This is a genomic window from Polaromonas sp. P1_F8 (genome assembly GCF_056405635.1).
The window spans coordinates 224,516-251,188 of record NZ_JBFUBS010000006.1; the positions used below are offsets into that span (position 1 = coordinate 224,516).

Annotated in this window: 22 protein-coding genes; 11 read left to right on the forward strand and 11 right to left on the reverse strand. The window is 62.3% G+C overall.

Annotation, left to right across the window (positions count from 1 at the left end; genetic code table 11):
* Positions 1-274 precede the first annotated feature (274 nt).
* On the reverse strand, positions 275-3,271 hold the full coding sequence (locus AC1D1J_RS19275) for an L-glutamate gamma-semialdehyde dehydrogenase (RefSeq protein WP_477695587.1): 2,997 nt from the start codon (positions 3,269-3,271) through the stop codon (positions 275-277).
* Between the two features lie 109 nt (positions 3,272-3,380).
* Here AC1D1J_RS19275 and AC1D1J_RS19280 point away from each other — a divergent pair, with 109 nt between their 5' ends.
* From AC1D1J_RS19280 to AC1D1J_RS19290, 3 genes are all read left to right on the forward strand, one after another.
* The gene (locus AC1D1J_RS19280) at positions 3,381-3,860 is read left to right on the forward strand and encodes an Lrp/AsnC ligand binding domain-containing protein (RefSeq protein ID WP_457281549.1); all 480 of its coding nucleotides are present in this window, start codon (positions 3,381-3,383) and stop codon (positions 3,858-3,860) included.
* A gap of 197 nt (positions 3,861-4,057) precedes the next feature.
* Positions 4,058-5,200 (forward strand): ABC transporter substrate-binding protein, encoded by a 1,143-nt coding sequence (locus tag AC1D1J_RS19285; protein ID WP_477695588.1) that lies wholly within the window; start codon positions 4,058-4,060, stop codon positions 5,198-5,200.
* A gap of 79 nt (positions 5,201-5,279) precedes the next feature.
* On the forward strand, positions 5,280-5,846 hold the full coding sequence (locus tag AC1D1J_RS19290; RefSeq protein WP_477695589.1) for a DUF3617 domain-containing protein: 567 nt from the start codon (positions 5,280-5,282) through the stop codon (positions 5,844-5,846).
* Between the two features lie 122 nt (positions 5,847-5,968).
* Here the strand turns inward: AC1D1J_RS19290 and AC1D1J_RS19295 are convergent, their stop codons facing one another.
* Complete coding sequence (locus AC1D1J_RS19295; RefSeq protein WP_477695590.1) at positions 5,969-6,688, reverse strand: YggS family pyridoxal phosphate-dependent enzyme; 720 nt, start codon at positions 6,686-6,688, stop codon at positions 5,969-5,971.
* A 48-nt stretch (positions 6,689-6,736) separates the two neighbouring features.
* On the opposite strand from AC1D1J_RS19295, the gene AC1D1J_RS19300 reads away from it, so the two are divergent.
* Together AC1D1J_RS19300 and AC1D1J_RS19305 are read left to right on the forward strand one after the other, a co-directional pair.
* Entirely contained in the window at positions 6,737-7,780 is a 1,044-nt protein-coding gene (locus AC1D1J_RS19300) for a type IV pilus twitching motility protein PilT (protein ID WP_457281553.1), read from the forward strand.
* Between the two features lie 188 nt (positions 7,781-7,968).
* On the forward strand, positions 7,969-9,105 hold the full coding sequence (locus AC1D1J_RS19305; RefSeq protein WP_457281554.1) for a PilT/PilU family type 4a pilus ATPase: 1,137 nt from the start codon (positions 7,969-7,971) through the stop codon (positions 9,103-9,105).
* Here AC1D1J_RS19305 and AC1D1J_RS19310 read toward each other — a convergent pair.
* A complete protein-coding gene (locus AC1D1J_RS19310) occupies positions 9,102-10,049 on the reverse strand; it encodes a LysR family transcriptional regulator (RefSeq protein ID WP_477695591.1) in 948 nt (315 codons plus the stop codon). The two genes, AC1D1J_RS19305 and AC1D1J_RS19310, sit on opposite strands and share 4 nt — an antisense overlap.
* 116 nt (positions 10,050-10,165) lie before the next feature.
* Between AC1D1J_RS19310 and AC1D1J_RS19315 the strand changes: the two genes are divergently transcribed.
* The 3 genes from AC1D1J_RS19315 to AC1D1J_RS19325 all read left to right on the forward strand — a co-directional run bounded on the left by AC1D1J_RS19315 (position 10,166) and on the right by AC1D1J_RS19325 (position 12,129).
* Positions 10,166-10,588, forward strand: coding sequence for a 4-oxalocrotonate tautomerase (locus tag AC1D1J_RS19315; protein ID WP_477686990.1), 423 nt, complete (start codon positions 10,166-10,168; stop codon positions 10,586-10,588).
* Between the two features lie 84 nt (positions 10,589-10,672).
* Positions 10,673-11,053 (forward strand): tautomerase family protein, encoded by a 381-nt coding sequence (locus AC1D1J_RS19320; protein WP_477686989.1) that lies wholly within the window; start codon positions 10,673-10,675, stop codon positions 11,051-11,053.
* A 173-nt stretch (positions 11,054-11,226) separates the two neighbouring features.
* Positions 11,227-12,129 carry an NAD(P)-dependent oxidoreductase gene (locus AC1D1J_RS19325; RefSeq protein ID WP_477695592.1) on the forward strand — a complete coding sequence of 301 codons (903 nt, stop codon included), beginning with the start codon at positions 11,227-11,229 and terminating at the stop codon, positions 12,127-12,129.
* A gap of 82 nt (positions 12,130-12,211) precedes the next feature.
* Here the strand turns inward: AC1D1J_RS19325 and AC1D1J_RS19330 are convergent, their stop codons facing one another.
* From AC1D1J_RS19330 to AC1D1J_RS19340, 3 genes are all read right to left on the reverse strand, one after another.
* On the reverse strand, positions 12,212-12,871 hold the full coding sequence (locus tag AC1D1J_RS19330; RefSeq protein ID WP_477686987.1) for a BON domain-containing protein: 660 nt from the start codon (positions 12,869-12,871) through the stop codon (positions 12,212-12,214).
* Positions 12,868-13,467, reverse strand: coding sequence for a phosphoheptose isomerase (locus AC1D1J_RS19335; protein ID WP_431098788.1), 600 nt, complete (start codon positions 13,465-13,467; stop codon positions 12,868-12,870). Before AC1D1J_RS19335 ends, AC1D1J_RS19330 begins: the two co-directional genes overlap by 4 nt.
* A 99-nt stretch (positions 13,468-13,566) precedes the next feature.
* On the reverse strand, positions 13,567-14,022 hold the full coding sequence (locus AC1D1J_RS19340) for a YraN family protein (protein ID WP_477686986.1): 456 nt from the start codon (positions 14,020-14,022) through the stop codon (positions 13,567-13,569).
* A gap of 50 nt (positions 14,023-14,072) precedes the next feature.
* Here AC1D1J_RS19340 and rsmI point away from each other — a divergent pair, with 50 nt between their 5' ends.
* Positions 14,073-14,921 (forward strand): 16S rRNA (cytidine(1402)-2'-O)-methyltransferase, encoded by an 849-nt coding sequence (gene rsmI, locus AC1D1J_RS19345; RefSeq protein ID WP_477695635.1) that lies wholly within the window; start codon positions 14,073-14,075, stop codon positions 14,919-14,921.
* Positions 14,918-16,150 carry a multidrug effflux MFS transporter gene (locus tag AC1D1J_RS19350; RefSeq protein ID WP_477695593.1) on the forward strand — a complete coding sequence of 411 codons (1,233 nt, stop codon included), beginning with the start codon at positions 14,918-14,920 and terminating at the stop codon, positions 16,148-16,150. The genes rsmI and AC1D1J_RS19350 overlap by 4 nt, the downstream gene beginning before the upstream one ends.
* Positions 16,151-16,165: 15 nt before the next feature.
* On the opposite strand, the gene AC1D1J_RS19355 is transcribed toward AC1D1J_RS19350, so the two are convergent.
* Together AC1D1J_RS19355 and AC1D1J_RS19360 are read right to left on the reverse strand one after the other, a co-directional pair.
* Positions 16,166-16,564, reverse strand: coding sequence for a hypothetical protein (locus AC1D1J_RS19355; protein ID WP_457306447.1), 399 nt, complete (start codon positions 16,562-16,564; stop codon positions 16,166-16,168).
* A gap of 416 nt (positions 16,565-16,980) precedes the next feature.
* The gene (locus tag AC1D1J_RS19360) at positions 16,981-17,904 is read right to left on the reverse strand and encodes a LysR substrate-binding domain-containing protein (protein WP_457281563.1); all 924 of its coding nucleotides are present in this window, start codon (positions 17,902-17,904) and stop codon (positions 16,981-16,983) included.
* A 217-nt stretch (positions 17,905-18,121) separates the two neighbouring features.
* Between AC1D1J_RS19360 and AC1D1J_RS19365 the strand changes: the two genes are divergently transcribed.
* Positions 18,122-19,360 carry a cation:dicarboxylate symporter family transporter gene (locus tag AC1D1J_RS19365; protein ID WP_477695594.1) on the forward strand — a complete coding sequence of 413 codons (1,239 nt, stop codon included), beginning with the start codon at positions 18,122-18,124 and terminating at the stop codon, positions 19,358-19,360.
* Here the strand turns inward: AC1D1J_RS19365 and AC1D1J_RS19370 are convergent.
* The 3 genes from AC1D1J_RS19370 to AC1D1J_RS19380 all read right to left on the reverse strand — a co-directional run bounded on the left by AC1D1J_RS19370 (position 19,306) and on the right by AC1D1J_RS19380 (position 26,671).
* On the reverse strand, positions 19,306-21,168 hold the full coding sequence (locus AC1D1J_RS19370) for a peptide transporter (RefSeq protein ID WP_477695595.1): 1,863 nt from the start codon (positions 21,166-21,168) through the stop codon (positions 19,306-19,308). The two genes, AC1D1J_RS19365 and AC1D1J_RS19370, sit on opposite strands and share 55 nt — an antisense overlap.
* A gap of 63 nt (positions 21,169-21,231) precedes the next feature.
* A complete protein-coding gene (locus tag AC1D1J_RS19375; RefSeq protein ID WP_477695596.1) occupies positions 21,232-22,791 on the reverse strand; it encodes an argininosuccinate lyase in 1,560 nt (519 codons plus the stop codon).
* The gene (locus tag AC1D1J_RS19380; protein ID WP_477695597.1) at positions 22,778-26,671 is read right to left on the reverse strand and encodes a beta strand repeat-containing protein; all 3,894 of its coding nucleotides are present in this window, start codon (positions 26,669-26,671) and stop codon (positions 22,778-22,780) included. The genes AC1D1J_RS19375 and AC1D1J_RS19380 overlap by 14 nt, the downstream gene beginning before the upstream one ends.
* Positions 26,672-26,673: the final 2 nt, after the last annotated feature.

Sequence of the window (26,673 nt, forward strand, 5' to 3'; positions counted from 1 at the left end):
GTTTCCACCCCCCTTGTGTATGCGCCGAGGAGCGGAGGTCCAGACGGATCAGGGCAAAAACTTGTTTGAGCCGAAGGCGAGTTGTTTTTGACCCCGGCTGGACCGAGCACCGCAGGTTGCCCGGAGCGCAGCGCAGGGACGCAGGAACCAGGGTCGCCTTTTCTTTGCTTACTTTCTTTTGGCGAAGCAAAAGAAAGTGAGTTGCATGCCGGGCAACCCCCGGCCAGCAGGATTCAGAGGAAGGCGCCCCGTCGGAACAAGCAACGACCCGCCGTCAAGCCCCTCCGGCAAGCAGCGCCGCATTCCCTCCCGCCGCCGTCGTATTCACCGTCACAGTCTGCTCGGCACAAAAGCGATACAGGTAATGCGGCCCACCCGCTTTGGGGCCCGTACCGGACAGGCCTTCTCCGCCAAAGGGTTGCACCCCGACCACCGCACCGATCATGTTGCGGTTCACATAAATATTGCCGACGTGGGCGCTGGCCGCGAGTGCCTGTGCGCGCGAGTCGATGCGGGTCTGGATGCCGAGCGTGAGGCCGTAGCCCAGTGCGTTGATCTGCGCGATCACGGCCTCCGGCGTGGCCAGCTCGCCGCTGCCCCAGCGCACGATCTGCAGCACAGGACCGAAGATTTCGTCTTTCACTTCGGCCAGGCTGCGCACTTCAAAGGCTGCGGGGGGGATGGCATTTGCTATCGAATCAGGAGCTGCTTGCGCCCGTTCTGCATGGCTTACAAGCACTTTTGACGTTGAATTCAGGCGCTGAAGATGCTTCTGGATGTTGTCAAAGGCTTCGCGGTCGATCACCGGGCCGACATCCGTCGCCAGGTCGGCCGTCTCGCCCACGACCAGCTCCTGCGCGGCACCCTTGATCATCTCGATCACGTGCTCAGCGATGCCCTCGTGCACACACAGCAGGCGCAGCGCCGAGCAGCGCTGGCCGGCGGAGCGGAACGCGCTCTGCACCACCGCGTCGGCCACCTGCTCAGGCAAGGCGGTGCTGTCCACCAGCATGGCGTTGATGCCGCCGGTCTCGGCGATCAGCGGGACGATGGGGCCGTCTTTGGCGGCCAGCGCGCGGTTGATGATCTTGGCGACCTGGGTGGAGCCGGTAAACACCACGCCGGCCACCTGCGGTGCCGCCACCAGCGCGGCGCCCACGGTGTCGCCGGGGCCGTGCGCCAGCTGCAGCGCGCCTTCGGGCACGCCGGCCTGGTGCAGCAACTTCACAGCCTCCCAGGCCACGCCGGGGGTTTGCTCGGCGGGCTTGGCCATTACAGCGTTGCCGGTGGCCAGTGCCGCCGCAACCTGGCCGGTGAAGATGGCCAGCGGGAAATTCCAGGGGCTGATGCAGACCCAGACACCGCGCGCCGACAGGCGCAGCTCGTTGGTTTCACCTGTGGGGCCGGGCAGCGCCACCGGCTGCATGATGCGTTCGGCCTCGCCCGCGTAATAGCGCAGGAAGTCCACCGCCTCGCGCAGTTCAGACACCGCATCGCCCCAGGTCTTGAAGGCCTCTTTCACCAGCAATGCGCAGAACTTCGGCATCTGCTGCTCCATCGCGGCGGCAGCACGGCGCAGGATGGCGGCACGCTCGGCAACGGGCACTTTGCTCCACTTTTGATAGCTGCTTGCGCCCGTCGCTATTGCGCTGGTGGCCGATTTGGCATCAAACTCCGGCACCACGGGAACCTGCGTGGTCGCCAGCGCGGCCAGCAGCGGTGCGCGCATGCTTTGTACCGTCAGGTCCAGCCCCAGACTGTTGGGCCGGGCCGGGCCGTACAGCGCGGGTGGCAGCGGCAGCGAAGATTCGGGCTCCAGCCGCAGCGGCGACGTCAGCAGCTCGCCCATGCCGACCGACTCGTCGGCCAGCTGGTGCACAAACGAGGAGTTGGCGCCGTTCTCAAGCAGGCGGCGCACCAGGTAAGCCAGCAAGTCGCGGTGGGCACCCACGGGCGCGTACACGCGGCAGCTGATCAGCGGGTTCTTCAGCACTTCGCGGAACACACCCTCGCCCATGCCGTGCAGGCGCTGCAGCTCGAACGGTACGGCGTTGCGGGATGCCATCTGCAAAATCGCGGCGATGGTGGCGGCGTTGTGGCCGGCAAACTGCGGGTAAATGGCGTCGGGCGCGGCCAGCAAAGCCTGCGCGCAGGCCAGGTAAGACACATCGGTGTGGTGCTTGTGCGTGAACACCGGGTAGTGCGGCAGGCCCATCTCCTGCGCACGCTTGATTTCCGAATCCCAGTACGCGCCCTTGACCAGGCGGCACATCAGGCGCAGCTTGTATTTGCGGGCAATGGCGGCGATGTGCTCGATCAGCTCCAGCGCGCGGGTCTGGTAGGCCTGCATGGCCAGGCCAAAGCCCTGCCACTGTGGGTGGTGCTTTGCCACCAGGGCGGCCAGGGCCTCAAACACGTCCAGCGAAAGTTCGAGCCTGTCGACCTCTTCGGCGTCAATGGTGAGGTTGATATTGGCCCGGGCCGACAGCTCGCACAGCCCCCAGACGCGCGGCACCAGCTCGGCCATTACGCGTTCGCGCTGGGCGTCTTCGTAGCGCGGATGCAGCGCGCTGAGCTTGATGGATATACCGTCGTTTTGCTCGGTAGCCCCCACTGGACGAGCGCCAGCAGCTATTGATTCGATAGCGTTTGTGTAACTGGCGAGATAGCGCAACGCGTCGGCATCGGTACGCGCACCCTCGCCCAGCATGTCGTAACTGAAGCGCAAATTGGGGATTTTCTTCCGGGAATCGTCGGCCTCGTTCATGGCGCCGCCGATCGTCTGGCCCAGCACAAACTGCCGGCCCAGCAGTTGCACGGCGCGCAAGGTCGCGGCTACCACGGTGCGCGCGCCCAGCTTGCTCATGATGTTGGGCTGCCCGCCTTCGGGCAGGAACATCTTGGACATGGCGATCGCCGAGGCCGACAGGCGGGCCATCACACCATCGCCGGCGCTGTCGAAATCGGCCCGGCCGAGCTGGTCGGCCGTCAGGGCAATCGCGGTTTCGGCGTCCGGCACGCGCAGCAGGGCTTCGGCCAGCCGCATCAGGGCGAGGCCCTCCGCGCTGGAGATCGGGTATTCCTTGAGCAGGCTTTCCATCGCCCAGAAGGGCGGCGGGTTGTCACGCACGGCTTGCACCCAGGGCTGGGCGGAGTGCGCCGCCGCCGCCCAGTCGAGCGCCCCGGCGAGGCGCTGCAGGTGCGCGGCCACGATGCCGGCTTCGGGGCGGTATGGGAAGGGCAGGCGCGGAGATGCAGGCAGATGGTTCATGGAGGTTTTCACGGTAAATGGCGGTTATTCAGTCAATACGATGATGCTCTGTTGAATTCAGCAGAATTTCCCGCTAAATTTACGAAATTTACCGAATAATTCACTACACATGTTTGAAGCCTCACCCGAAATTGACCGCATTGACCTGAAAATCCTGAATGTCCTGCAGCAGGACGGCCGGATTTCCAACCTCAAGCTCGCCGAGAGCGTGGCGCTGTCGCCCACGGCCGTGCTGGCCCGCGTGCAGCGTTTGAGCCGGGACGGCTACATCCTGGGTTACGAAGCACTGCTCAACCCCCTCAAGCTGGGCGCCGGAATGATGGTGTTTGTCGAAGTGCTGCTGGACCGCACCACGCCCAATGTGTTTGAAGCCTTCAAGGCCGCGGTGCAGGTTCACCCTGAAATTTCCGAATGCCACATGGTGGCCGGCGGCTTTGACTACCTGCTCAAAACCCGCATGGCCGACATGGTGGCCTACCGCTCTTTTGCCGGCACCGTGCTGTGGCAGCTGCCGGGCGTGCGCGAAACCCGCACCTACGCGGTGATGGAAGAGGTGAAAAATACCACCCGGCTGGCGCTGGGGGTCTAGGCCGGGCATCTGCTGCCCGCCTGAAAAGGCCGCGTTAGCGGCACTTTTCTCACGGATTCCCGCTCAAATCCAGCCGCACCCGGACTAACCGCGTTGCCAAGCCATGCGCATTGGACTACCTTGCAGTGCACATATGCATGAAGTTGCATATGCAGATGGTGAAAAAACCATCACCACGAAAAAAACGGAGGTCCCTGATGAAAAACAAGCCATGGTGGCGTTTGGGCGCAATGCTGGGGGTGCTTGTCGCCGCCGCTGCGCAGTCGGCGGAAATCGGCGTGACGGATACCGAAATACGCGTCGGGCAATTCGCCGCCCAGACCGGCCCCGCCGCCGAGCTGGGCAAGCGCATGCAACTGGGCATATTGGCGCACTTCAATGCCGTCAACGCCGCCGGCGGAATCAATGGCCGCACCCTCAAGCTGGTTTCGCGGGATGACGGTTATGAACCTGAAAAGGCCGCTGCCGCGGTCAAGGCCCTGATCGAAGAAGACAAGGTGTTCGCGCTGATCGGTTCGGTCGGCACACCCACCACCCTGGCCGCGGTGCCGGCCATCAACGCGGCAGGCATTCCGCTGGTGGGTCCGTTCACCGGCGCACAGGGCCTGCGCGAGCCTTTCAACCGGAACCTGTTCCACGTGCGCGCCAGTTACTTTGACGAGACCGAGCGCATCGTGCAGCACCTGAGCACCGTCGGTATCACCAAAATCGCGGTCTTCTACCAGAACGACTCTTATGGCAAGGCCGGGCTGGAAGGCGTGATGCGGGCGCTGACCCGCCGCAACCTCAAGCCGGCTGCCAGCGTCACGGTCGAGCGCAACAGCGTGGATGTTGCCGCACCGCTGGCAGAAATACTCAAGGTCACGCCCGAGGCCGTGATCCAGATCAGTGCCTACAAGTCCTGCGCCGCGCTGATCAGGCAGGCACGGGCCAAGGCCTACGGCGGCCAGTTTTTCAACGTGAGTTTTGTCGGCTCAAAGGCGTTGGCCGAGGAGTTGGGCGACACCGGGGCGGGCGTGACGATTTCACAGGTGATGCCCTTCCCTTACACACCCTCATCGGCCATCGTGCGTGAGTACCAGCAACGCATGGCCGAGGGCGGCCACAAGGACTTTGACTTCTCCAGCATGGAAGGTTTTCTGGTGGCCAAGGTCTTTACCGAAGGCCTGCGTCGGGCTGCGGGGAAGAACCTGACCCGTGAGAGCCTGGTGACGGCGCTGGAGTCCATGCGCGACTACAACATGGGTGGCTTCACGGTGAACTACAGCCCCCAAAGTCACGAGGGCTCCCGCTTCACCGACCTCACCATCATCGGGCGCGGCGGAAAATTCATGCGCTGACGACATCGAAACTTGCAAAACGGCCCATGCTGGCAATAATGCGGGCTCATCCCCTGTTTGCCATTCACCAGGAACACCCATGAAGCTTTCTACCCCCTTTCCAGCCACCCTTGCTGTTGTCACGCTGGTCCTGTCCGCCGGGGTTTCTGCACAGACCACCAAACCGGGCCTGTGGGAAATGACGAGCAAGATGCAGTCAAGCTCCGGCGAGATGGAAAAAGCCATGGCCAACATGGAAAAGCAGCTGGCCAGCATGTCGCCCGAGCAGCGCAAGCAGATGCAGGACATGATGGGCAAACAGGGCATGTCCATGGGGGCCGGCGCCGGCGGTGGCATGAGCATGAAGATGTGCATCACCAAGGAAATGGCCGAGCGCAACGAAATGCCCCAGCAGCAGCAAGGCGACTGCAAAACCACCCAGTCGCCGCGCAGCGGCAACACCATGAAGATTTCTTATGTGTGCACCCAACCGCCCTCCAGCGGCGAAGGTGTGATGACCTTCAACGGCGACACCGCCTACACGATGAAGATGAACACCACGACCACCGTCAAAGGCAAGCCCGAGAAGATGACCATGGATGCTGCAGGCAAATGGCTGTCGGCTGATTGCGGCAACATCAAACCCATCGCTCCTCCCAAGAAATAGAAACGGCCCCCGAAGCAGGGCATGTCTTCACCAGCAGGGGCCGCGGAACCGGCTTTGCCGGGCCGCAGGCGCAGCGGCCCCTCGGGGGGCAGGAAGCTACACGGAGTGAGCGACCGTGGGGGCTATCTCCCCCCAAAAATAGCGGTGCCTACGCGCACCATGGTGCTGCCCGAATGGATCGCCGCCTCCAGGTCAGCGGTCATGCCCATTGACAAGGTATCCATGGGTGCAGGCAACGCACCTGAAGCATTGATTTCGTCAAAAATGGCTTTTGTCCGCGCGTGGACAGCGCAGGCAGCTACAAAATCGATAGCTGGCTCCGGTATCGCCATCAAGCCGCGCAAGGTGAGGTGCGGCAGCTGCACAACCGCCTGCGCCAGCGCCGGGACATCCTCAGGCGCCACGCCCGACTTGTTGGCGCCGTCATCCACGTTGACCTGCAGGCAGATCTGGAGCGGCGGCAAACCGGGCGGCCGCTGCTCGCTCAGCCGCTGGGCGATTTTTAGGCGATCGACCGACTGCACCCAGTCAAAATACTCAGCCACGAGACGGGTCTTGTTGCTCTGAACCGGGCCAATGCAATGCCACTCCAGCGCAATCGCAGCGCCCTGTGCCTCAGCGCCTTGCCAGGCGCGGAGGGTGGCAATTTTCTCTACGCCCTCGGTGATGTAGTTTTCGCCGAAGGCGCGCTGCCCATCCGACGCGGCGTCGATCACGGCGTCCGCACCGAAGGTTTTGGAGACCGCCAGCAGCCGTACGCTCGCCGGATTGCGCCCGGCAGCTACGCAGGCCGTGGTTATCCGGTCACGGACAAGCTGGAGATTGCGCACAATCGTGGTCATAATCGAACTGTAAACTTAGTTTGAAAACCATTTTCAAAGGGTCCCGGGATGGATATCACGCAGTTGCTGGCTTTTAGCGTCAAGAACAAGGCGTCTGACTTGCATTTGTCGGCAGGCTTGCCGCCCATGATCCGGGTTCACGGCGACGTGCGGCGCATCAACATCGATCCGCTGGACCACAAGCAGGTGCATTCCATGGTGTATGACATCATGAACGACACCCAGCGCAAAACCTACGAAGAGTTCCTGGAGGTCGACTTCTCCTTTGAAATTGACGGGCTGGCGCGCTTTCGCGTCAATGCCTTTAACCAGAATCGCGGCGCCGGTGCGGTGCTGCGGACCATTCCATCCAAAATCCTGACACTGGAACAGCTCAACGCCCCCAAGATTTTTGGCGACCTGGCCATGAAACCGCGGGGCATGGTGCTGGTCACCGGCCCCACCGGCTCGGGCAAGTCGACCACACTGGCCGCCATGGTCAACTACCTGAACGAAAACGAGTACGGCCACATCCTGACGGTGGAAGACCCTATCGAATTCGTGCACGAATCCAAAAAATGCCTGATCAACCAGCGTGAGGTTGGCCCACACACCCTGAGCTTTAACGCCGCGCTGAAGTCGGCCCTGCGGGAAGATCCGGACGCCATCCTGGTGGGTGAAATGCGTGACCTGGAAACCATCCGGCTGGCTATGTCGGCCGCTGAAACGGGCCACCTGGTCTTCGGCACGCTGCATACGTCCAGCGCCGCGAAAACCATCGACCGGATCATCGACGTGTTTCCGGCCGAGGAAAAGGAAATGATCCGCTCCATGCTGTCCGAGTCATTGCAGGCCGTGATCTCGCAAACGCTGTGCAAAACCAAAGACGGTGCGGGCCGCGTGGCCGCACACGAAATCATGCTGGGCACCAGCGCCATCCGCAATTTGATCCGCGAGGCCAAGGTCGCACAGATGTATTCATCCATCCAGACCGGCAACAGTGTGGGCATGCAGACGCTCGACCAGAACCTGACCGAACTGGTGAAGCGCAATGTGATTTCTGCTGCCGAAGCCCGCGGCAAGGCAAAAATCCCGGAAAACTTCCCCGGCTAGAAGCTATGGCCCCCACGCTTGTCACTTCGAGCCTACGGCGCGCTGCCCCTTTCCTTACGTACGGGGCCGCTGCGCCTGCGGCCCGGCAAAGCCGGTTGCGCGGCCCCTGCTTGATTGAAGAGAGAACCACCGTCACCGATCCTGCCGAGTTTCCGGCAACGACAGAGTTTGTTTGAAAGGAGTCGCAAATGGAACGCGACCAGGCCAGTAAATTCATCAATGATCTGCTGAAACTCATGGTCAGCCGCAATGGCAGTGACCTGTTCATCACAGGCGACTTCCCTCCGGCCATGAAAGTCGACGGCAAGGTGACCAAAGTGTCGCCGCAGCCGCTGAACGCCGGCCACACGCTCGCCCTTGCCCGTTCCATCATGAACGACAAGCAGGCCGCCGAATTCGAACGCACCAAGGAATGCAATTTCGCCATCTCGCCGCCGGGCGTGGGGCGTTTCCGGGTCAATGCATTCATCCAGCAGGGCAAGGTCGGCATGGTAATGCGGACGATTCCCGCCGTGCTGCCCACCATCGACGGGCTGGGTGTGCCCCAGGTGCTCAAGGAAGTGGTGATGAGCAAGCGCGGCCTGACCATTCTGGTGGGCTCTACCGGTTCGGGCAAGTCGACCACGCTGGCGGCCATGGTCGACTGGCGCAACGAGCAGTCGTTCGGCCACATCATCACGATCGAAGACCCGGTGGAATTTGTCCATGCGCACAAGAACTGCGTGATCACGCAACGCGAAGTGGGCCTGGACACCGACAGCTGGGAGGCAGCCCTCAAAAACACGCTGCGTCAGGCGCCCGACGTGATTTTGATGGGTGAGATCCGCGATCGCGAAACCATGGAACATGCCATCGCGTTTGCGGAAACCGGCCACCTGTGCCTGGCCACCCTGCACGCCAACAGCGCCAACCAGGCGCTGGACCGCGTGATCAACTTTTTCCCCGAAGAGCGCCGCACCCAGTTGCTGATGGACCTCTCGCTCAACCTCAAGGCCATGATTTCACAGCGGCTGGTGCCCAAGCAGGACGGCAAGGGCCGTTTTGCGGCGGTGGAGGTCATGCTCAACTCGCCGCTGATCTCCGACCTGATCTTCAAGGGCGAAGTCTCCGAAATCAAGGAGATCATGAAAAAGAGCCGCAACCTGGGCATGCAGACTTTCGACCAGGCGCTGTACGACGCCTTCGAGAGCCACTTCATCACCTACGAAGATGCCTTGCGCAACGCCGACTCGGTGAACGACCTGCGCCTGCAGATCAAGCTTAATTCGCAGCGTGCCAAGTCCGTCGACCTGGCTGCAGGCACGGAAAACTTCGCTATCGTCTAAGCCGCTGAACTGCCGGCGTCGTTCCGGCCAAGGGCTGAGTTGGAAGGGCTAAAGGCCGCGAAGCAGACCTGAAGGTAATCGATCGTGGCCCGGATTTTGGGAGCCCGATGGCGTTCGGCCAGAATCACCGCATCAATAGAATAGACATCGCTCACCGTGTGCCGGGCCAGCACTGGCTTTAACCGGCCTTGCGCCACCAGCTCGCGGCCGATAACGTCGTTGATCCGGGCAATGCCGGCTCCCGCCAAGGCAAGTGAAACCACCGCAGCGCTGCTATTGACGCGCAACCGCCCCTGCACCGCGAGTGGGGTGACGACCGCGTTTTCTTCGAAGGTCCATTGATTGTGGGTAATCGAAGTGGTATTTGATATCAGGCTGTGCAATTGAAGATCTGCCGGCGCACGCGGAACGCCATGCTTCTTGAGATACACGGGTGAGGCGTACAAAGCACGCCCATGGCTTCCAAGATTACGGGCAATGGCCGTCTGCGCAGGTGCAACACCCGCCCTCACGACGATATCCATCGCCTCATCGGCCATGCTGACAAGGCGATCATCCAGATGCAGGTCCAGCTTCAATTCCGGGTGCAAGGCCCGCAGCTTGCCCAGCCGGGGAATCAGTACATATTCAGCAAGAATCTGGCTGATGCTCAAGCGCACCGTACCCACCACTGAGCAGCTTCGGCTGGCGAAGCTGTTTTGCAATTGCCTGTGTTCGGCAAGGATGCGCTGGGCATATTCGAGGAAGACCTCACCTTCGTCAGTGAGAGAGAGGCTGTGAGTGGTCCGGTGCATCAGCCGCAGGCCGCATTGAGCCTCCATGCGCGCGAGCGAACGCGACATATGGCTGGCCGCAACGTTGCGTTCCCTCGCTACTGTCGAGAGCGACTGGGCAGATGCAAGCTGCGCAAACAGCGAGAAGTCGTCAAGGCTGAGGTTTTTCATGCTTGTGCAGATTTGACACAAGCATTATGCATTCGGGGGGATTTCCAGCCGGCGCCATCTTGGGCACAGTTCACTTCGCACGGACATGTTGCGCCGTCGCTCTTCAAAGGATTTTTATGCCCATCTCCATCCAGCTATCGCAGGGACTTTTAACGCCGGCCGGCGAGCGCGAGGTTTTCTCCAGAGTTGCAGGCGCCTTGCTGCAGGTACACGGCCTCAGCGGAAACGCCTTCATGACTCCTGCAGTCATCGGGCATGTCGACATTTACCCTGAAGAGCACAGCTATGCCGGCGGCAAACCCCAGTCACTTGCGGTCATAGAGGTTAAGGTCCCTTCTGTCACCTTCCCCGATCAGTCGGTGAAAAACAACTTCGTCAAGGCGGCAACAGACATCATTGACGAGCTCAAGGCGGGGAAACATCCGAGAGAGCGCACCTTCGTCAACGTGACCTATGCGGTGGAGGGTGCCTGGGGAATTGCCGGCAAAGCCTATACCAACGCCGACCTGGGAATGGCCATTGGAGCTGCCGCGGGCTAGCAAGCGCGGGAACTCACCACTGCCCCCCATTCACCTCCGTCTCTCCGCACAGCACAACAACCGATTAAACCCACAGGAAACTTCATGCCTCTCGTACGAATTGACCTTCCTGACAGCACGCCGGACGAAGAGCTTTCGGCCGTGTCGGGCCTTGTGCATCAAGCCCTGGTAGACACTTTCAATGTGCCGGGGCCGGATCGCTTCCAGACGCTCACGCGTCATACACCGCGCCAGCTCATTTGCTCCGAAGAATTCCTTGGGGTCACGCACTCCGCCCACGTGGTTTTTATTCAAATATTTTGCGCCCCCGGTCGATCGCTGGACATGAAGAAGGCGCTCTTCTCGGAAATCGGAAAACAAATCTCGTCGAATTGCAGCTTTAGTGCGGCCGACGTCATCATCAATCTGGTTGAGACGTCGCGTGAGAACTGGTCTTTTGGAAACGGCATGATGCAATTCAGTTAATAAATGGGGCAGGACTGCCTGTTTTGCATACCCCCCAACGCGCTGAGATGCGCCATGAATGTGAAGCTGCTCCTTCATGGGAAAACAGGGAGGTTCACTGGGCAAAGCGCGCAATCAAGCCATAATCATTGCTGCAAAACCCCCTTGCCCGACGGGCCTCAAGAGATTTAACTGTGTCATCAATTCACCCCAAAACCTACGAAACTTCCGATTCACGTACTGTCGCCTTCCTGGGCCTCGGTGTCATGGGCTTCCCGATGGCCGGGCACCTGGCGCTGGCGGGCCACGACGTCACGGTCTACAACCGCAGCGCCGCCAAGGCTGCCTCCTGGACGAGCGAGTTCAAGGGCCGTGCAGCCGCCACACCGCGCGAGGCGGCTGCAGGCGCAGACGTCATTTTCTGTTGCGTGGGCAACGATGCCGACCTGCGTAGCGTGGTACTGGGTAACGATGGAGCGCTGGCCGGCATGAAACCGGGCGCTATCTTCGTGGACCACACCACGGCCTCGGCCGATGTGGCGCGTGAACTCTCCGCGGCGGCCTCCAGGATCGGCCTGCACTTCATAGATGCACCCGTCTCGGGTGGCCAGGCTGGTGCGCAAAATGGTGCGCTCACAGTGATGTGCGGCGGAGACGCCGCAGCATTTGAGGCCGCGAAACCAGTGGGCATGGTTTTTTCAAAAGCCTTCACGCTGATGGGCCCAAGCGGCGCGGGGCAACTTACCAAGATGGTCAACCAGATCTGCATTGCCGGCCTGGTACAAGGCCTGAGCGAAGCGGTGGCGTTTGGCCAGAAGGCCGGTCTGGATGTCAACCAGGTCCTGGACGTGATTGGCAAGGGCGCAGCGCAAAGCTGGCAGCTCGACAACCGCGGCAAAACCATGGTGGCCGACAAGTTTGACTTCGGGTTTGCCGTGGACTGGATGCGCAAGGACCTGGGCCTGGTACTGGACGAAGCCAAGCGCAACGGTGCGCGCCTGCCCGTGACGGCCCTGGTCGACCAGTTTTATGCCGACGTGCAGGCCATGGGCGGCCAGCGCTGGGACACATCGAGCCTGATCAAGCGCCTGAAATAGAAACTGGGTCGAATCCGGAAAATCGGGTGGAAAGCAGAACGGCAATGCTGCAGAGGCCAGCACTGCCAGCCCCTAACTAACGTCAACTCCCGGCGGGTTTGGCGCCGGCGGGCGGCTCTACGGGTTTTGACGGCAGCATGCGTGCCAGCTCTTCCTCGCTGATGATTTCAAACATGCGGATGACTCTTTGCACGCCCGGGGTGGAACGGACCACTTCGGTGGCGCGATCCGCCTCGCGCTGTGTCACACGTCCCATCAGGTAGGTCGTACCACGCTCGGTCACCACCTTGAAGGCGTTCAACGACAAGTCACGGGCATCCACCAGCATCGCCTTGACACGGCCGGTGACGAGGGTGTCGGACGAGCGCTGTGTCAGGGTGGCGTTGCCCATCACGGCCAGCTCATTGACCACCGAGGTCACATTCTCCACACGCGAAACGATCTGCTCGACCAGCTGCTTGTCTTGCGCGCTGGGCACTTCACCCGTCAGCAACACCTGGCGGTTGTAACTGGTCAAGTTGACATGTACACGGTCTCCCACGTTGCTGCGAATCCGGCTGGCCGCCCGCAATTCAATGCCCTCGTCTTCCAGCTGCGCACCCGACGTGCGGCGGTCGGTGGCAACAAGCGCCCCCCCAGCCATGCCGCCTACCACCAAAGGAAAGCAGGCTGTCAGGGCACTGCCAAGCAATACCGATGTACCAATGGCCAGAGTGAGTCGTTTCAACGGGGCATATGTCATACAGAGGTCTCCTGATCGCCAAGTAACTGGGTGTCCACACCATCGCAAATGCAATGGAGGACAAGAAGGTGCACTTCCTGGATACGCGCAGTCCGCTCATGCGGCACGCAGATATGCACATCGGTTTCGCGCAGGGCATGGGTCATCTTGCCGCCCCCGCGCCCCGTCAGCGCCACCACGGTCATCTCGCGCTCATGGGCGGCTTCGATGGCGGCCAGCACATTGGCCGAATTGCCGCTGGTGCTGATGGCCAGCAATACGTCGCCGGCGCCGCCCAGGGCACGCACCTGCTTCGAGAAGATGACCGTGAAGTCATAGTCGTTGGCAATGGCGGTGAGGATGGAGCTGTCGGTCGTCAGCGCAATCGCACCCAACTCGGGCCGCTCGCGCTCATAGCGCCCCACAAACTCCGCAGCGAAGTGCTGGGCATCCGCAGCCGAGCCACCATTGCCGCAGGCCAGGACTTTGCCGCCGCTGGTGACGCTGGCCAGGATGGCCTGCACTGCGGCCGCAATCGGTTTAGACAGGACCTGTGCCGCCTGGTATTTCAGGTCGGCGCTGTCAATGAACTGCTGTTCGATACGTTGTTCAAGCATGGGGTCAATGATAGCGGGTCGGACTGCGCCGCCGGTCCCGGAGGGGTTTGCCCAAGCTGGCGATGGATGGTTACAAATTCCGCCATCCATTCCCGGCGCTCAGGACGCGTCGAAAGCCCCGGGCAGCCATTCAATGTCAGGGGCCGCCCCGTCGTCCTGCGGCCCGTTGACCAGGACCACGTCGAATCGGCAAGGCGGTGGGCTGGCGAAACGCATGAGATAGTGCCTCGCGGCAAAGATGATGCGCTGTTGCTTGGCCGGGCTGATGCTGGCGCCGGCACCGCCGTGCGAGACGCCGGTGCGCTGGCGCACTTCCACAAACACCAAGGTACCGTCGGGTGCGCGCATGACCAGGTCGATCTCGCCGCCCCCGCGGCCCGGCGTCCGATAATTGGTATCGACCAGCATCAGCCCGGCCTTGGCCAGATAGGCTTGCGCGGCAGCTTCCGCAGCATCGCCCCTCGACTTGGTGGTAATCTGCCCGGGCGAGGCTTGGGCCTGAAGGGCTGTCGCTTTTGACACCGTCCCGGCAACCTGTTTTCTGGAAAACCACATTGAACGCTTCCTTCGACCTGGCTCTGGATGCGGCACGCGCCGCAGCAGGCATGCAGCATTATCCGGAAAGTGCGCTCTATGTGGTGGCGACCCCGATCGGGAACCTGGCCGACATCAGCCTGCGCGCCCTGCAAGTACTGCAACTAGTAGACGCCATAGCCTGCGAGGACAAGCGGCATTCGCAGCCCCTGCTACGGCAGTACGGAATCGACAAGCCCCTGCTGGCGGTGCACGAACACAATGAAGCAGAGGCCGCAGGCCTGGTGATTGAACGCCTGCAGCGGGGTGAGCGCGTGGCCTATATCAGCGACGCCGGCACGCCGGCCGTGAGCGATCCCGGCGCCCGCCTGGTCGCCGCTGTTCGCGCGGCGGGACTGGCCATCATGCCCTTGCCGGGCGCCAGCAGTGTCACTGCGGTGCTCAGCGTGGCCGGGCTGAGCAGCCACGGCGGTGATACCGGGTTCGTATTTGCCGGTTTCCTCCCGAGCAAGGCCGGCGAACGCGACCAGGCCATCCAGCAGCTGCAAACTGATACCCGGGCCATCGTGATTCTGGAAGCGCCACACCGCATCGAGGCGCTTGCGAAAGCACTGGCGGTGCTGCAAGGCCGCCTGGTCACCGTTGGCCGTGAGCTGACCAAGCAATTCGAGGAAATTGCGACCGTGCCGGCGCAGGATTTTTCCGGCTGGCTGGCTGCTGGCGCCCAGCGTACGCGCGGTGAATTTGCACTGGTACTGCATCCTTGCGCCGCTGCCGACAGCGCTGAGGATGGCACACGGGTGCTGCAGTTGTTGCTGGCGGAGTTGCCGCTCAAGACTGCTGTAAAAGTCGCGGCAGAAATCACCGGCGTGGGGCGCAACGAGCTCTATGACACCGCACTCAAGCTGAAAAAAGAATGAACCCCAACGCCGACGAACTCTGGCGCGCCCCACGCTGGACGCTTGCCGCCTTGTTGGCTGTGCTCGGGATGCTCGGGCCGTTTTCCATCGACACCTACATTCCCGCCTTTTCCGGCATGGCGCAGTCGCTGGGAGCATCACCGGTAGAAATGCAGCAAACGCTGTCGGCCTACCTGTTCGGCTTTGCTTTCATGAACCTGTTTCACGGCGCGCTGGCCGACAGTTTCGGCCGCCGGCCAGTGGTGTTGTGGGGAATCGCGCTGTTCACCCTGGCGTCGGCCGGCTGCGCGCTGTCGCAAAGCATCGGGCAACTGGTTTTTTTCCGGGCCGTACAAGGCTTGTCGACAGGTGCGGGCATTGTGGTGTCGCGCGCCGTCATACGCGACATGTACCCGCCGGCTCAGGCCCAACAGGTCATGAGCCAGGTCACCATTTATTTTGGAGTAGCCCCTGCCCTGGCGCCCATCGTCGGCGGCTGGCTTTTTGTGCATCTGGGCTGGCACAGCATCTTCTGGTTTCTGACGGGAGTGGGTGTGATCCTGTGGGCTACCAACTTCCGGTTCTTGCCCGAGACACTTCCGCCGCTGGACCGCCAGCCGTTTGAAGTCAGGCACCTGATGCGGGGCTACTGGCAGTTGGGTTCCAGCCCCCGCTTTTTATTGCTGGCGCTGGCCAGCGGCGTGCCATTCAACGGCATGTTTTTGTATGTGCTGTCAGCGCCCGCTTTTTTGGGGGAACACCTGGCACTGCAGCCTACCGAATTTTTCTGGTTTTTCATCCTGACAATCTCCGGCATCATGTCCGGCGCATGGCTGAGCGGCCGCCTGGCAGGAAAGATTGCCCCCAAGCAGCAAATACGGCACGGCTTTGTCATCATGCTGGTCACCTCGGTGCTTAACCTGATTGCCAACATGCTGTTCGCCCCGCATGCTTCGTGGTCCCTCTTTCCGATCGCAGTGTTTGCATTCGGCTGGGCGCTGATGGTGCCGGTCGTCACGCTGCTCGTGCTGGACCTCTATCCTGAACGGCGCGGCATGGCTTCTTCCCTTCAGGCCTTCGTGGGCTCAACCGCCAACGGCATTGTTGCCGGTGTCATCGCCCCGCTCGCAATGCACTCCACCCGGGCATTGGCGGCAGTCTCGCTCGGGATGATGTGCATCGGGTTGCTTGCCTGGGTGTATCTGCATCACCGGTGGCCGGATATCGGCCGCTCCGCAACACCCGACTAGCGTGCAATACGCCCATCAGCGATCATTGACTCGCATGGGAAATTCCATGCCTTGCCCGATGCGCTGCACCACGTTGTTGCCGTCCAGGTAAGCCCAGAAAAACATGGGTTGATCGCTGTCTCGCCAGCGGTAAGTCATGATGTCGCCGGACCATGACGCTACACGGTCAATCTTTGCCGGCCGGCCAAATTCGCGTTCCATATCCGAGCGCGTCCACTTGCCCGGCTGGACTCTTGAGAACTCTGCTGGCGTCAGAACCTCGCGGACGCCGATGACCCTGCCGGCGGCATCCAGATCTACCATCGTGGCGAACTGACCAAGCGGCTGGCCCGAATACTGCAGCCGGGTTCCCGCATCCAGCGGCACCACCCGGGACGGCGTTCCGCGAAGCGCGATGACGTTCTCACGGGTCATGCCGGGCTTTATCGCTGTCAACGCGCAGCCGGCGGCACACAGCGCCGCGATAACAAGACCGGAAACTAATTTAAATACCCTCACGGTTACTCCTGCCTGAAATTGAATTGATCACAAGACTTGGGACTCCATCCCGGCCAGAATGTTCCCCGTGTGTGGCACCGTGGCCTCTGCTTTAAAGTTGTGCCCAACTGATCGTCACTACGCGGGCCGAATCACGGATTGTTGCATCATGCCGCACCCACTGAGGACGCCTGGACTGCCGCTGTCATTGTTTCTGGTATCCATGGTGCAGGGCAACGGCTCGAAGCCGGGATTCAACGGATTGGACTAGGCCCCAAGCAAACTCGCCGACTCATTTTGTACTGAGCCCGCCTGGGGGCCGAGATGTTTGGTGTCCATGTACCCGCACGCACTCAGGCTTTGTGCTGCCGCGCAAATATTTTGGCCAGATCCAGGAAATTCTTTTCGGCCGGCGAGTTGCTGTCTTCCCGGCTCACCAGCGTGATAGGCGCCACCAGCGCGGGCCTGGCATTGGTGATACGGCAGTACACCACGCTCTCACGGTGAAAATCCTTCATGGATGCGGGAACCACGGAAACGCCCGCGCCCGCCGCGACCAGGCTGATATTGGTCAGCATGCGCTCCACCTCCGAGGCGATCCTGAGCGTGAAGCCCGCCTGTTCACAGGCTTCGATCAGATCCGAATACATGCCTGGTGCGCCGTGTCTGCGCACCAGAATGAACTGCTCATCAGCCAGGGATTTCAGATCAATGACCGGCATCTTGCCCTTGGCGGCGCCCGCCACCAGCGCATGGCCCACCGGCAGAATCAGCAGCATCTCTTCTTCGAGCAAGGAAAAAAAACTCACACCGCGCGGATGGCTGACGGGCGTACGCAGAATCGCGATATTGACCTTGCCCCTGTCTATGCCCTCGGTTAATTCCGCCGCATTGGCTTCCCTGAGGTCCAGGTGCACATCGGGATAGGCGCCGCGATAGGCCCGGATGATCCCCGGAATCAAAGGATGAGCCGCGGCAGAGCTGGTAAAGCCTATGGCCAGCGTGCCTTCAAAGCCCTGTGCGGCGCGCGCGGCGCGTGCCGCGCCCTGCTCGACGCCGCGCAGGATGGCCTGGGCTTCCTGCAAAAACACCGCGCCACCGGCCGTCAGCGCCGCGCCTTTGGGGTGGCGGCGGAACAATTCGAAGCCCAGTTCTTCCTCCAGCAGCCGGATCTGGTGGCTCAAGGGCGGCTGCTGCATATTCAACCGCTCGGCGGCGCGCGTGAAATGCTGCTCCTCGGCAACCATCAGGAAGTAGCGCAGATGTCTCAGCTCCATGGTGTCAGCCCATCTTTTTTAGGTATCGGGGATCGTATTTTCGGATTTTATGTATATGCCCGCGACGATGCGTGACACCTTCGCGTCTTGATACTCGCCGTCCATCCGCAAAAAACAACCGTATGGCGCGGCCCCCGCGCCGTGGCGGCCAAGCCGCCCGTAGACTGGGTGATCGATGATCAAAATCAGAAGAACGCTTTGCCATCCCATTGCGCAAATGGCTCTCGCCTTTGCCGCCGGCATCCTGCTGGGGAATTTTTTTCCCTCAGTCGGCGCGATGATGAAACCCCTCAGCGACGGCTTTCTGCGCCTGATCAGCATGCTGATCGGCGTGCTGATCTTTTGCCTGGTGGTGTCCGGTATCGCCAGCATGCGCAACCGGCTGCAGGCCACAAAGGTGGGTGTCAAGGCCATCATCTACTTCGAGGCCATGACCTTGATCTCGCTGCTGGCGGGCATGTTGGGCGCCTTGTTGCTAACGCCCGGCAAGGGTTTCGCGCCAGATTTTGCGGCTGACGTCGCACAGCGCGCTGCGCCTGCAAAGGCCGCGGAAAGCACAACCGACTTTTTGCTCAACATCATCCCCCCGACATTTGCCAGCGCCTTCACCGGCAACAACAACCTGCAGATCCTGCTGCTGGCGCTGCTGTCGGGCATTGCACTGGCGCGCGCGGGTGAACGCGGGCACAAGCTGCTGGAGCTCATCGAAGCGGTGCAGCAAGTATGGCTCGGCATGGTCGGCATGGTCCTGAAGCTGGCCCCACTGGCTGCATTCGGTGCAGTCGCCTTCATGATTGGCCGTTACGGGATGTCCTCGGTGTTGCCACTGCTGCATTTTCTCGCCGCGATTTATCTCGTCAGCATCCTGTTTATCTTCGTGGTGATGGGCCTTCTCGCGCGCGCCGCCGGTTGCAACATCTTCCGCCTGGTCGCCTATGTCAAAGAAGAGCTGCTGCTGGTCTTCTTCACCACTTCGTCAATAGCCGCCTTGTCGAGTCTGGTCGGAAAAATGGAAAAAATGGGCTGCGCCAAACCGGTGGCGCGCTTGATGCTGCCGACCGGTTTTAGTTTCAACCTGAACGGCAGCAACATCTATATCGCCATGGCGGCGATCTTCCTGGCGCAGGTGGCGCATGTCGAGCTGGGTTTCTGGTCACTGCTGTCACTGCTGGGCATCGCGATGCTGACATCCAAGAGCGCCGCCAGCGTCGCCGGTTCGGCCTTTGTGGCCCTGACCGCGACGTTGGCCAGCCAGAACCTCATACCGATCGCGGGCATTGTCCTGTTGCTGGGCATAGAGCGGTTGATGAAATGCCGCTCCCTCACCAACATGCTCGGCAACTGCGTGGCCTGCGTCGTCGTGTGTGCCTGGGAAAAAGCCCTGGACCGCCAAGCGATGCATCAGGCCCTGTCGGGCAAGGCCTCCTCCTCGTCCGCCGTCGCCGACCAGATCTGATACAGGCGTTCGCCCAGGCATTCCGCACGGCCTTCGAACAAGGTATTCAGGCACTCGGGCCCCTCCAGCTGCCGGTACAGTGCAGCCCGTTCCGGGTAGTTGTCAGCCATGCGAACGGCGGCGGCAATGTAGCCCTCCACGCTGTCGGCGATGGCCCAGTCCGGCAGGCCCAGGCGGCGGAACAGCCCTTCGTCGATGTGTTCAAACACTTCCGGCCCTGTCTTGCACACGCCGGGCAAACCGACCGTCACGGCATCGGTAATGCCATTGGTGTTGCCGAAGGGAAAGGGGCTCAGGAACATGTCGCAGCGGCTGAAGATAGCCAGATAGTCCGGGTAGGGCTGGTGCGCGTAGATTTCCGCGTCCGGCAGATAGCGGCGTATCAACCTGCGCACCTGCGGATAGATCAGGCCGGTTGCCTGTCCGATCAGGAAATGAAAGTGGACCTGCTTGCGCGTGCCCGCGCGTATCTTCTGGCAGGCCAGCAAAAACTTCGGGTTGAGTTTCATGGTGGTCGCGGCCACGGCGATGTTGACGACGGCCGCGTCCTGCCGCTGCGGCCGTGCCAGCGAGACTTCGATGGCGGACGGGCGGTAGGGCTGCCCGTCTTTCGGCAGACGCAGCAGGGTTTCGCTGAAGCAGGCGGGATCGCCGACAAAATCGTCTTCCACGCTGATGTAATCGATACGGTCGGAATGCGTGGTGGCGGGATGGCCCAGCGCGGCCACCTGCACGGGTGCCAGGCGCTGATTGGCCGCGAACATGGTGATGGGAAACATGCCGACGCTGGGCATATAAAACACGGCGGGCCTGAGGGAGCCGGCCAGCGCGTGCAGCTGGCGCAGGCAGGCGATCATGTCATTGGGCGCGGCGAAATCAATCACCTCGTCAAACACCGCCCGGCCCAGTTCGTCGATGTTGCCGGGGTAAGCAATGGCCACCAGGCGAAAATGCCGGCGAGCGGCCTCCAAAGTCCTGGAATGCGTGCGGTAAATCGAATGCCCACCGGAGAACCACTCGAGCAGTACCAGCATGATGGGCTTGTCCGCACTTTGCGCGGCGAGCGCGGGCGCAACGCGCCCCAGGCCCAGCGCCTCGAGCTTCTTGCGAACCAGCCGGTTGATGGGGCGCTTGATCTCATGGCGGTCGGGCAGGTCGGCGTAACTGCAGTGCATGTACACGTCGTGCAGGATGCCTACCGGCAGGATGTCCAGGCTTTCGATTTCTTCGAGGTGGGCAGGCAGCCAGGCCAGCAGCGCCTCCCGCTTGGAGTGCGCAGCTGGCGAGCCGAGAAAGCGCGGCGACAGCAGGGCCGTGAACAGCGCGGCGGCCAGCTTTTTGTTCTGCCGCCACAGCAATTCCACGTCCAGCGGGATTTCCGATTCGGGGGAATACAGGATGCAGAACTTCACGAGGTCCCGTTCGCTCACGTGGAACTCCGGTGCGCCGGAGCCCAGGAAATTGAGCGACCTCAGGATATGGTCGCAATGGACAAAGGCGCTGGCGGCAAACAGCGCCGACAACCAGCGCTGGAAGTTGATGAGCTGGCCGAAGCCGCCGGGCGAGACATGGAAGGTCGGGTCGGAAAACAGGGCCGAGATGGCGCTGGTGAGGCGGGTCAGGCCGTGCGCGTCACGCTCCTGCGCACCTATAGCGGCCGACAGGCTGAGCGCGAAGTTGCCGTCCAGGTTGCCGTAGTTCCTGTCTATGAGCAGCAGCAGCTTGACCAGCTCTCGCGCAGCCGGCTCCTGCTGGCGGGAGTAGCACAGGTATTCGAAGTTCTCCAGCGAAAAAATATCGTCAGCCATGGTGCCCTTGTCGATGGCCCCGTCAGGCCGACAGCGCCAGTATCACCGCTACCGCCGTGAAACTCACTGGACCAGCCCGGAAAAGGTGCGGTCCAGGTTGTACTGGGCACGCGCGAGCTTGTCCTGCTGCGCCTTGAGCCAGGCGGCGTCCTGCTCTAACCGGCTCTTCTCGGCCGCCAGCATCCTGACGGTCTCCGTGCGCTGCGGACCGCCCAGGCCCTTGCTGGAGGCCAGCATGTTCTGCGCGGTCAGCGACGTACGGAAGCGCTCCTGCGTCAGCGGAAATTCCGCCCGTGGGAAATCAGAGGTCTTCACCGCCTCTGCATACAACTGCCTGGCGACGTCGAAGGGAATCTCGGCGGGCTTGAGCTTGTTGGCGCGGCCGTAGTTGACCAGGTCCGAGGCGAAATGGTGGCCGACCCGGAAGGGAACGTCGGCGTCGCGCTGCAGGATGTCGGCCAGCTCGGTGGTGGTGGAGTAATCGGCGTCAACTTCCTGCAGCGCGCGGTTGCGATCGATGACGAGGTGGTTCATCAGGTCAGCCAGCTTCACGAAGGCATTGGCCGTGAGGTCCAGGGTTTTCTCGACCTGGTCGCGCTTGTAGTCGGGCATGCCGGGCGTGACGTTATGCGCCTCCAGTTGGTAGGTGAAGGCGCCGCCCACCACCTCGCTGGCCTGCAGCCGTAGCACGTTGAGGGCATAAGGATTGCGCTTTTGCGGCATGATGCTGCTCGTGCCGGTAAGCCGCCCCTCCTGGATGGTGATCCAGGGAGCGGTCTGGTGGTACTGGGTGTGCATGTCCTGCGCCAGCAGGCCTATCATCAGCGCCGCGTTGCTGCACAGGCCCACCAATTCCACGCCCTGGTCGAGCGCGCCGAGCTGGGCCGCGTCGTAGGAGTTTTCCACCACGCCGTCAAAACCCAGCAGCTCCGCCAGGCGTTGACGATTCACCGGAAAACTCGAGGTACCGAGCGCGCCCGCGCCCAGCGGGCTCATATTGAGGCGCGCATAAGCCTCCTTCAGTCGCGCGCTGTCGCGCCCGAAGACCGAGGCGAAGGCCAGCAGGTAGTGCGCGTAAGTAGTGGGCTGGGCCTGCACGCCGTTGGTATAGGCCGGCACGATGGTGTCCAGGTTCTTCTCGGCCACAGCCAGTAGTTGCGCTTTCGATTGGATCATCGCATCCATTAGAACTAGCGCACGCTCGCGCTGCATCAGGCGTCGCGTGGTGGACAGGATGTCCTGGCGGCTACGGCCTGAATGCATGCGCGAACCGTCGGGGCCGGCCAACGCCAGGATCAACGGCTCATACTGCAAATAGTCACCCGGGCGCTTGGCACCCGACTGGTTGCCTTCCCTGATCACTTGTTCAATAGCCCGTGCGATTTTTTTCCCAAGCTCAGGCGGGACGATTTTTGTCTCGACCACCATCACGGTTGAGGCCTTGTTCATCTCGCCGAGGAAATGAAAGTTGTCGTGCTCGGCTTGCCCGGCCTTCTTGTCGGCGGCGACGGCCAAAGCGGACAGCGATACCAGCAACAGCAGAACCGGCACCAGCCGCCCGGCGCGGCGCGGCATTATGGAGCCAGTGAACGCCGCGGCGGACGCAGGTTCAAGGCGTTGCATCTTCTTTGCCTGCGGCGGATGCATTGAGATTGGCATTGGACGACACCACGGAAATGGTGAGCCTGTCCGTTCCGCCACTGGAGGGCGGGGATGCAGTGTCGCCGGCAAGGGGCGCCATCCAGTCGCTGCCGGCCATATCCAACTGCAGTGCGGCGGTCGCAGCGGCCGAATCGGCGCTGGTCAGGCTGTTGCTCATCTTGCCGCCGAGATTGCGCAGCACGACACCGGATCCGGTGGCGGCGATCGTCGTGGCGTCCGAAGACTGGCTGAAGGGCTTCCCACTCGGCGCACTGGCGCTAATGAGCAAAACGCCGTTTTCCACCTGCAGCTTGTTGGTGCCGCCGTCTATGCGCACCCCGTAGCCGCCGCCGGAACCCGATACGCGAAGATTTCCATTACCACCCGTGCTGATGGTATTGAAGGCATTGGCGCTGCTGCCAACGATGGATAGCCCCTCGCCGGAGCCGGCTGTCGCCGCCTGGACGTCGATATCACCACTGCTCGACGTGATACTGACGCCATTGGCGGCACCCGAGGCCGCAGTGCGCAGGAGGACTGCCGGCGCAGCAGACGCCGCGCTGTTGTTGCCCGTGATCGAGAGCTTGCCCGACACCGTGGAAATGGCGGCGGAACTGGTCGCCGTCGACGGGTAGATGGTGACGCCGCTGCCATAGATCGAGCTGCCAGCCACACTCACTGAACCGACTCCAGTGGCACGTATGACATTGTTACCAGTCAGCACGCCCACCCCGTCGCCATAAACACTGCTCCCGGTGATTGCGAGCGCGCCGTTCTCGACGCTGACCAGGGCCTTTCCGCCACCATAGATGCTGACGCCATTGCCCTGGTCGGCTGCGCTACCGACCAGCGTCACGTTGCCCGAACCGGTGGTCTGGATGCGGTTGGCGACGTTCTGGATGGCGATGCCGTGGTCGAGCTCCCCGGCGTTCGGCGAGTGGAAGTTGCCGACCAGCGTGATGTTGCCGCCTTGCGAAGAGATGTTGTTGACCGAGTTGGTGCTGGATGCGCTACCGCCCAGGGAGATGGCGTCCGATGTACCTACGGAATCGCCCCGGAAGGTGATGTCGCCGCTCACGGTGGTGACATTGACGCCGTTCGCGTTGCCGGTAGAGTTCAGGAAGATGCCGTAGCCGCCGAAACTGCTCGTGCTGTTGCCGTTGACGGCAATGGCGCCGCTACCGGTCGTGATGTTGATCGCCGCGTTGGCGCCGGAGGGCGCGATGTCCACGCCGCGCCCCGAGTAGCTGGTGCCGTCCAGCGTCAGCGCGCCCGACTGCGTGCCCAGGTTGATGCTGGCGTAGGCGCCGCTGGCGTCCAGCGACACGGCCTTGAATGAGCCGGTAGTGGGGTTGACCACACTGTTGTTGGCCAGCAGCTTGAGTGCGCCGGCCGTGCTGCTGATGTTGACCTGCGAGGCGGTGGCCGCGCTGGTGCCAACGCCGGAGCTTAGCAAACCCAGCGCCGGCGTCGTGCCGCCCGAAGTGTTGCCGGCCACCGTGATGTTACCGTCCGAAAAGATGCTGATGGAAGATCCGGAACCCGTCGAGTTGAGCACCGTGCCGTAACTGCCGGTGCTGCTACCGCCGAGCGTGATGGCACCGCCCGCCGTGGCATTGAGCACCACCGCGCCGTTGCCCGAGGCCGCCAGGTAGACGCCGCGGCCGGCACCGGCAAAACCGTTGGCGTTGGCCTGCACGGTCAGGTTACCGCTGCCCACGGTGAGTTGTTGCGAGGAGGTGCTGGCTGTCGAGCAGATCAGCACGCCGAAGCCGGTCGTTGCGTTGCCGCTGATCGTCAGGTTGCCCGAGCCGCTGGCGGCCATGGTGTTGTTGGTACTGAAGATGCGCGTGCCGTTGCCGCTGCCCAGGTTGGTGCTGTCCACCGTGATGGATCCGGCGCCGCTGGTGAGGACATTGCTGCCGCCGGTGAGCACAAAGGCGTCGCCGGTCGCGCTGGCGCTGGCGACATTGGCCAGGATGGAGATGTTGCCGCCGCCAGCATTGAGCGTGGCGCCGGAGATATTCACAGCGCTGGTGCTGGAGCTTGTCGAGGTGGAGGCGCCGCGTATCGTGATGTTGCCGCCGCCCGTGCTCAGCACGGTGCCACCGGTGATTGCCACGCCCGAGGCGCTGCTCTGGTTGGTGCTGGCGTAGCCGGTCAGCGGGTTGCTGCCGCCGCTGATGGTAATGGCCCCGCCGTTGGTGGTAATGGTGCTGCCCGTCAAGGCCACCGAGCCGTTGCCGGTGTCACCGTAATTGGAGATCAGCGAAACGTTGAGGCTTTTGCCGGTGCCGTTGGAAATGGTGCGGCTGCCGATGATGATGTTGCGATGCGCCTGCAGGGTCAACGAGGCATTGCCCACACCCTTGACGTTGTCCAGCACGTTGATGTCGCCCGAGGTGCCGCCGACGGCAGAAGTCTGGACCACCACGTTGGCGCCTTCGGACAACGAGGCGTTGAGCACGGCCGAACTCAGGTTGGAGCTGGCTGCGCCGCTGGAGGTGAAGGGGGAACTCCCGGTCGCGCCGACGCTCGCCGTGCTCGTGATGTTGATGTTGTAGGGATCGATCAACCAGGTTCCGCCTTTTCCGGAGGCCGCGCTGATATCCACCGAACCCGTCGCCTCCAGGTTGTGGCCCGAGGTCTCAACCAGGCCGCCGCTGCCGGTCTGTCCGCCGCCCAGCACCGTGATGCCGCCGTGAAACTGCGTGCTGCCGGCGGACCACAGGATGACTTTGCCGCCGTCGCCGCTGCTGAGCGCGTCGGCGTTGATGCGGGCGTCTTCGCCCATGTAAGTCCCGACGGCCTGGCGCTCGGTGCCGCTGCCCTGGTAGTTGCCGCCCACCAGCACCGCGCCGCCACCGGCATCGCCGGAAGCATCGATGCGCGCGCCGTCAAATACACCGACGTACTGACCCAAAGCCTTGAAACTGCCGCCGGTTTCGCCGGCATCGCGGCCGGAGACGTCGACACGGCCGCTCAAGGCGACAATGCCTGCCTCCCCGCCGTCAAGCAGGACCGTGCCGTTTCGGCGCTGCAGGCTGGTCGCCTCGATCACGCCTTCGTTGTTGACCACATTGGACATCAGCGCGTCGCCGGAGCGGGCCGACATGACGACCAGGCCACCGTTGGCCTTGAGCAGGCCCTGGTTCACCACGCTGGCGCCCAGCGAGGGGTCGCTGACCTGCATATTGATCAGGCCGTCGCCGTTAAAGTCCAGCGTGATATTCTTGCCGGCGCCCAGCATCACGCTGCCCAGACGGGCCGTGATGCTACCCACATTGCGCACCTGCACACCCAGCAGCGCCACGTACCCGCCGTCGGCCGCCACGATGCTGCCCTCGTTAATCACGGCGCCGCCCGCGCTGCCGGCTTCAAAGCGGTTGTTGCCGGCCATGAAGTTGCCGTCCGAGATGTTCAGCGAGCTGGCCACCAACCCGCCAACGTTGACGGCTGAACCCTGGCCGAACAGGATGCCCGAGGGATTGATCAGATAGACCTGCCCGTTGGCATTGAGCTGGCCCATGATCTGCGAGGCATCGCTGGATGTGACGCGGTTGAGGGCCACCGACGAGGTCGAGGGCTGCGCGAAATTGACTTTGGCCGCGCTACCGATGTTGAAAGTGTTCCAGGTAGCGACCATCCGGTCGCTGCCCTGTACCACGTTCATGACGTTGCCGCTCTGACTGATGCTGCCGCTGCCAGCTGTGACCTGACCATTGGTAGGTAAGGCGCTGGCGTCCAGCGCATATCCCCGTACCGGGTAAATGGCGCAAAGCGCTGACAGGATGGCTGCACTCAGCGGTGTCAGCGTCGGGCGGCTTTTACGTGGGAAAACCGGGGAAGAGTGGTATGTCATGC

What these genes read in the sequence shown, in the direction of transcription:
- AC1D1J_RS19275 (WP_477695587.1), bottom strand. Translation starts at nt 3,271, where the DNA reads ATGAACCATCTGCCTGCATCTCCGCGCCTGCCCTTCCCATACCGCCCC.
- AC1D1J_RS19280 (WP_457281549.1), top strand. Translation starts at nt 3,381, where the DNA reads ATGTTTGAAGCCTCACCCGAAATTGACCGCATTGACCTGAAAATCCTG.
- AC1D1J_RS19285 (WP_477695588.1), top strand. Translation starts at nt 4,058, where the DNA reads ATGAAAAACAAGCCATGGTGGCGTTTGGGCGCAATGCTGGGGGTGCTT.
- AC1D1J_RS19290 (WP_477695589.1), top strand. Translation starts at nt 5,280, where the DNA reads ATGAAGCTTTCTACCCCCTTTCCAGCCACCCTTGCTGTTGTCACGCTG.
- AC1D1J_RS19295 (WP_477695590.1), bottom strand. Translation starts at nt 6,688, where the DNA reads ATGACCACGATTGTGCGCAATCTCCAGCTTGTCCGTGACCGGATAACC.
- AC1D1J_RS19300 (WP_457281553.1), top strand. Translation starts at nt 6,737, where the DNA reads ATGGATATCACGCAGTTGCTGGCTTTTAGCGTCAAGAACAAGGCGTCT.
- AC1D1J_RS19305 (WP_457281554.1), top strand. Translation starts at nt 7,969, where the DNA reads ATGGAACGCGACCAGGCCAGTAAATTCATCAATGATCTGCTGAAACTC.
- AC1D1J_RS19310 (WP_477695591.1), bottom strand. Translation starts at nt 10,049, where the DNA reads ATGAAAAACCTCAGCCTTGACGACTTCTCGCTGTTTGCGCAGCTTGCA.
- AC1D1J_RS19315 (WP_477686990.1), top strand. Translation starts at nt 10,166, where the DNA reads ATGCCCATCTCCATCCAGCTATCGCAGGGACTTTTAACGCCGGCCGGC.
- AC1D1J_RS19320 (WP_477686989.1), top strand. Translation starts at nt 10,673, where the DNA reads ATGCCTCTCGTACGAATTGACCTTCCTGACAGCACGCCGGACGAAGAG.
- AC1D1J_RS19330 (WP_477686987.1), bottom strand. Translation starts at nt 12,871, where the DNA reads ATGACATATGCCCCGTTGAAACGACTCACTCTGGCCATTGGTACATCG.
- AC1D1J_RS19335 (WP_431098788.1), bottom strand. Translation starts at nt 13,467, where the DNA reads ATGCTTGAACAACGTATCGAACAGCAGTTCATTGACAGCGCCGACCTG.
- AC1D1J_RS19340 (WP_477686986.1), bottom strand. Translation starts at nt 14,022, where the DNA reads ATGTGGTTTTCCAGAAAACAGGTTGCCGGGACGGTGTCAAAAGCGACA.
- rsmI (WP_477695635.1), top strand. Translation starts at nt 14,073, where the DNA reads ATGCAGCATTATCCGGAAAGTGCGCTCTATGTGGTGGCGACCCCGATC.
- AC1D1J_RS19350 (WP_477695593.1), top strand. Translation starts at nt 14,918, where the DNA reads ATGAACCCCAACGCCGACGAACTCTGGCGCGCCCCACGCTGGACGCTT.
- AC1D1J_RS19355 (WP_457306447.1), bottom strand. Translation starts at nt 16,564, where the DNA reads ATGACCCGTGAGAACGTCATCGCGCTTCGCGGAACGCCGTCCCGGGTG.
- AC1D1J_RS19360 (WP_457281563.1), bottom strand. Translation starts at nt 17,904, where the DNA reads ATGGAGCTGAGACATCTGCGCTACTTCCTGATGGTTGCCGAGGAGCAG.
- AC1D1J_RS19365 (WP_477695594.1), top strand. Translation starts at nt 18,122, where the DNA reads ATGGCTCTCGCCTTTGCCGCCGGCATCCTGCTGGGGAATTTTTTTCCC.
- AC1D1J_RS19370 (WP_477695595.1), bottom strand. Translation starts at nt 21,168, where the DNA reads ATGGCTGACGATATTTTTTCGCTGGAGAACTTCGAATACCTGTGCTAC.
- AC1D1J_RS19375 (WP_477695596.1), bottom strand. Translation starts at nt 22,791, where the DNA reads ATGCAACGCCTTGAACCTGCGTCCGCCGCGGCGTTCACTGGCTCCATA.
- AC1D1J_RS19380 (WP_477695597.1), bottom strand. Translation starts at nt 26,671, where the DNA reads ATGACATACCACTCTTCCCCGGTTTTCCCACGTAAAAGCCGCCCGACG.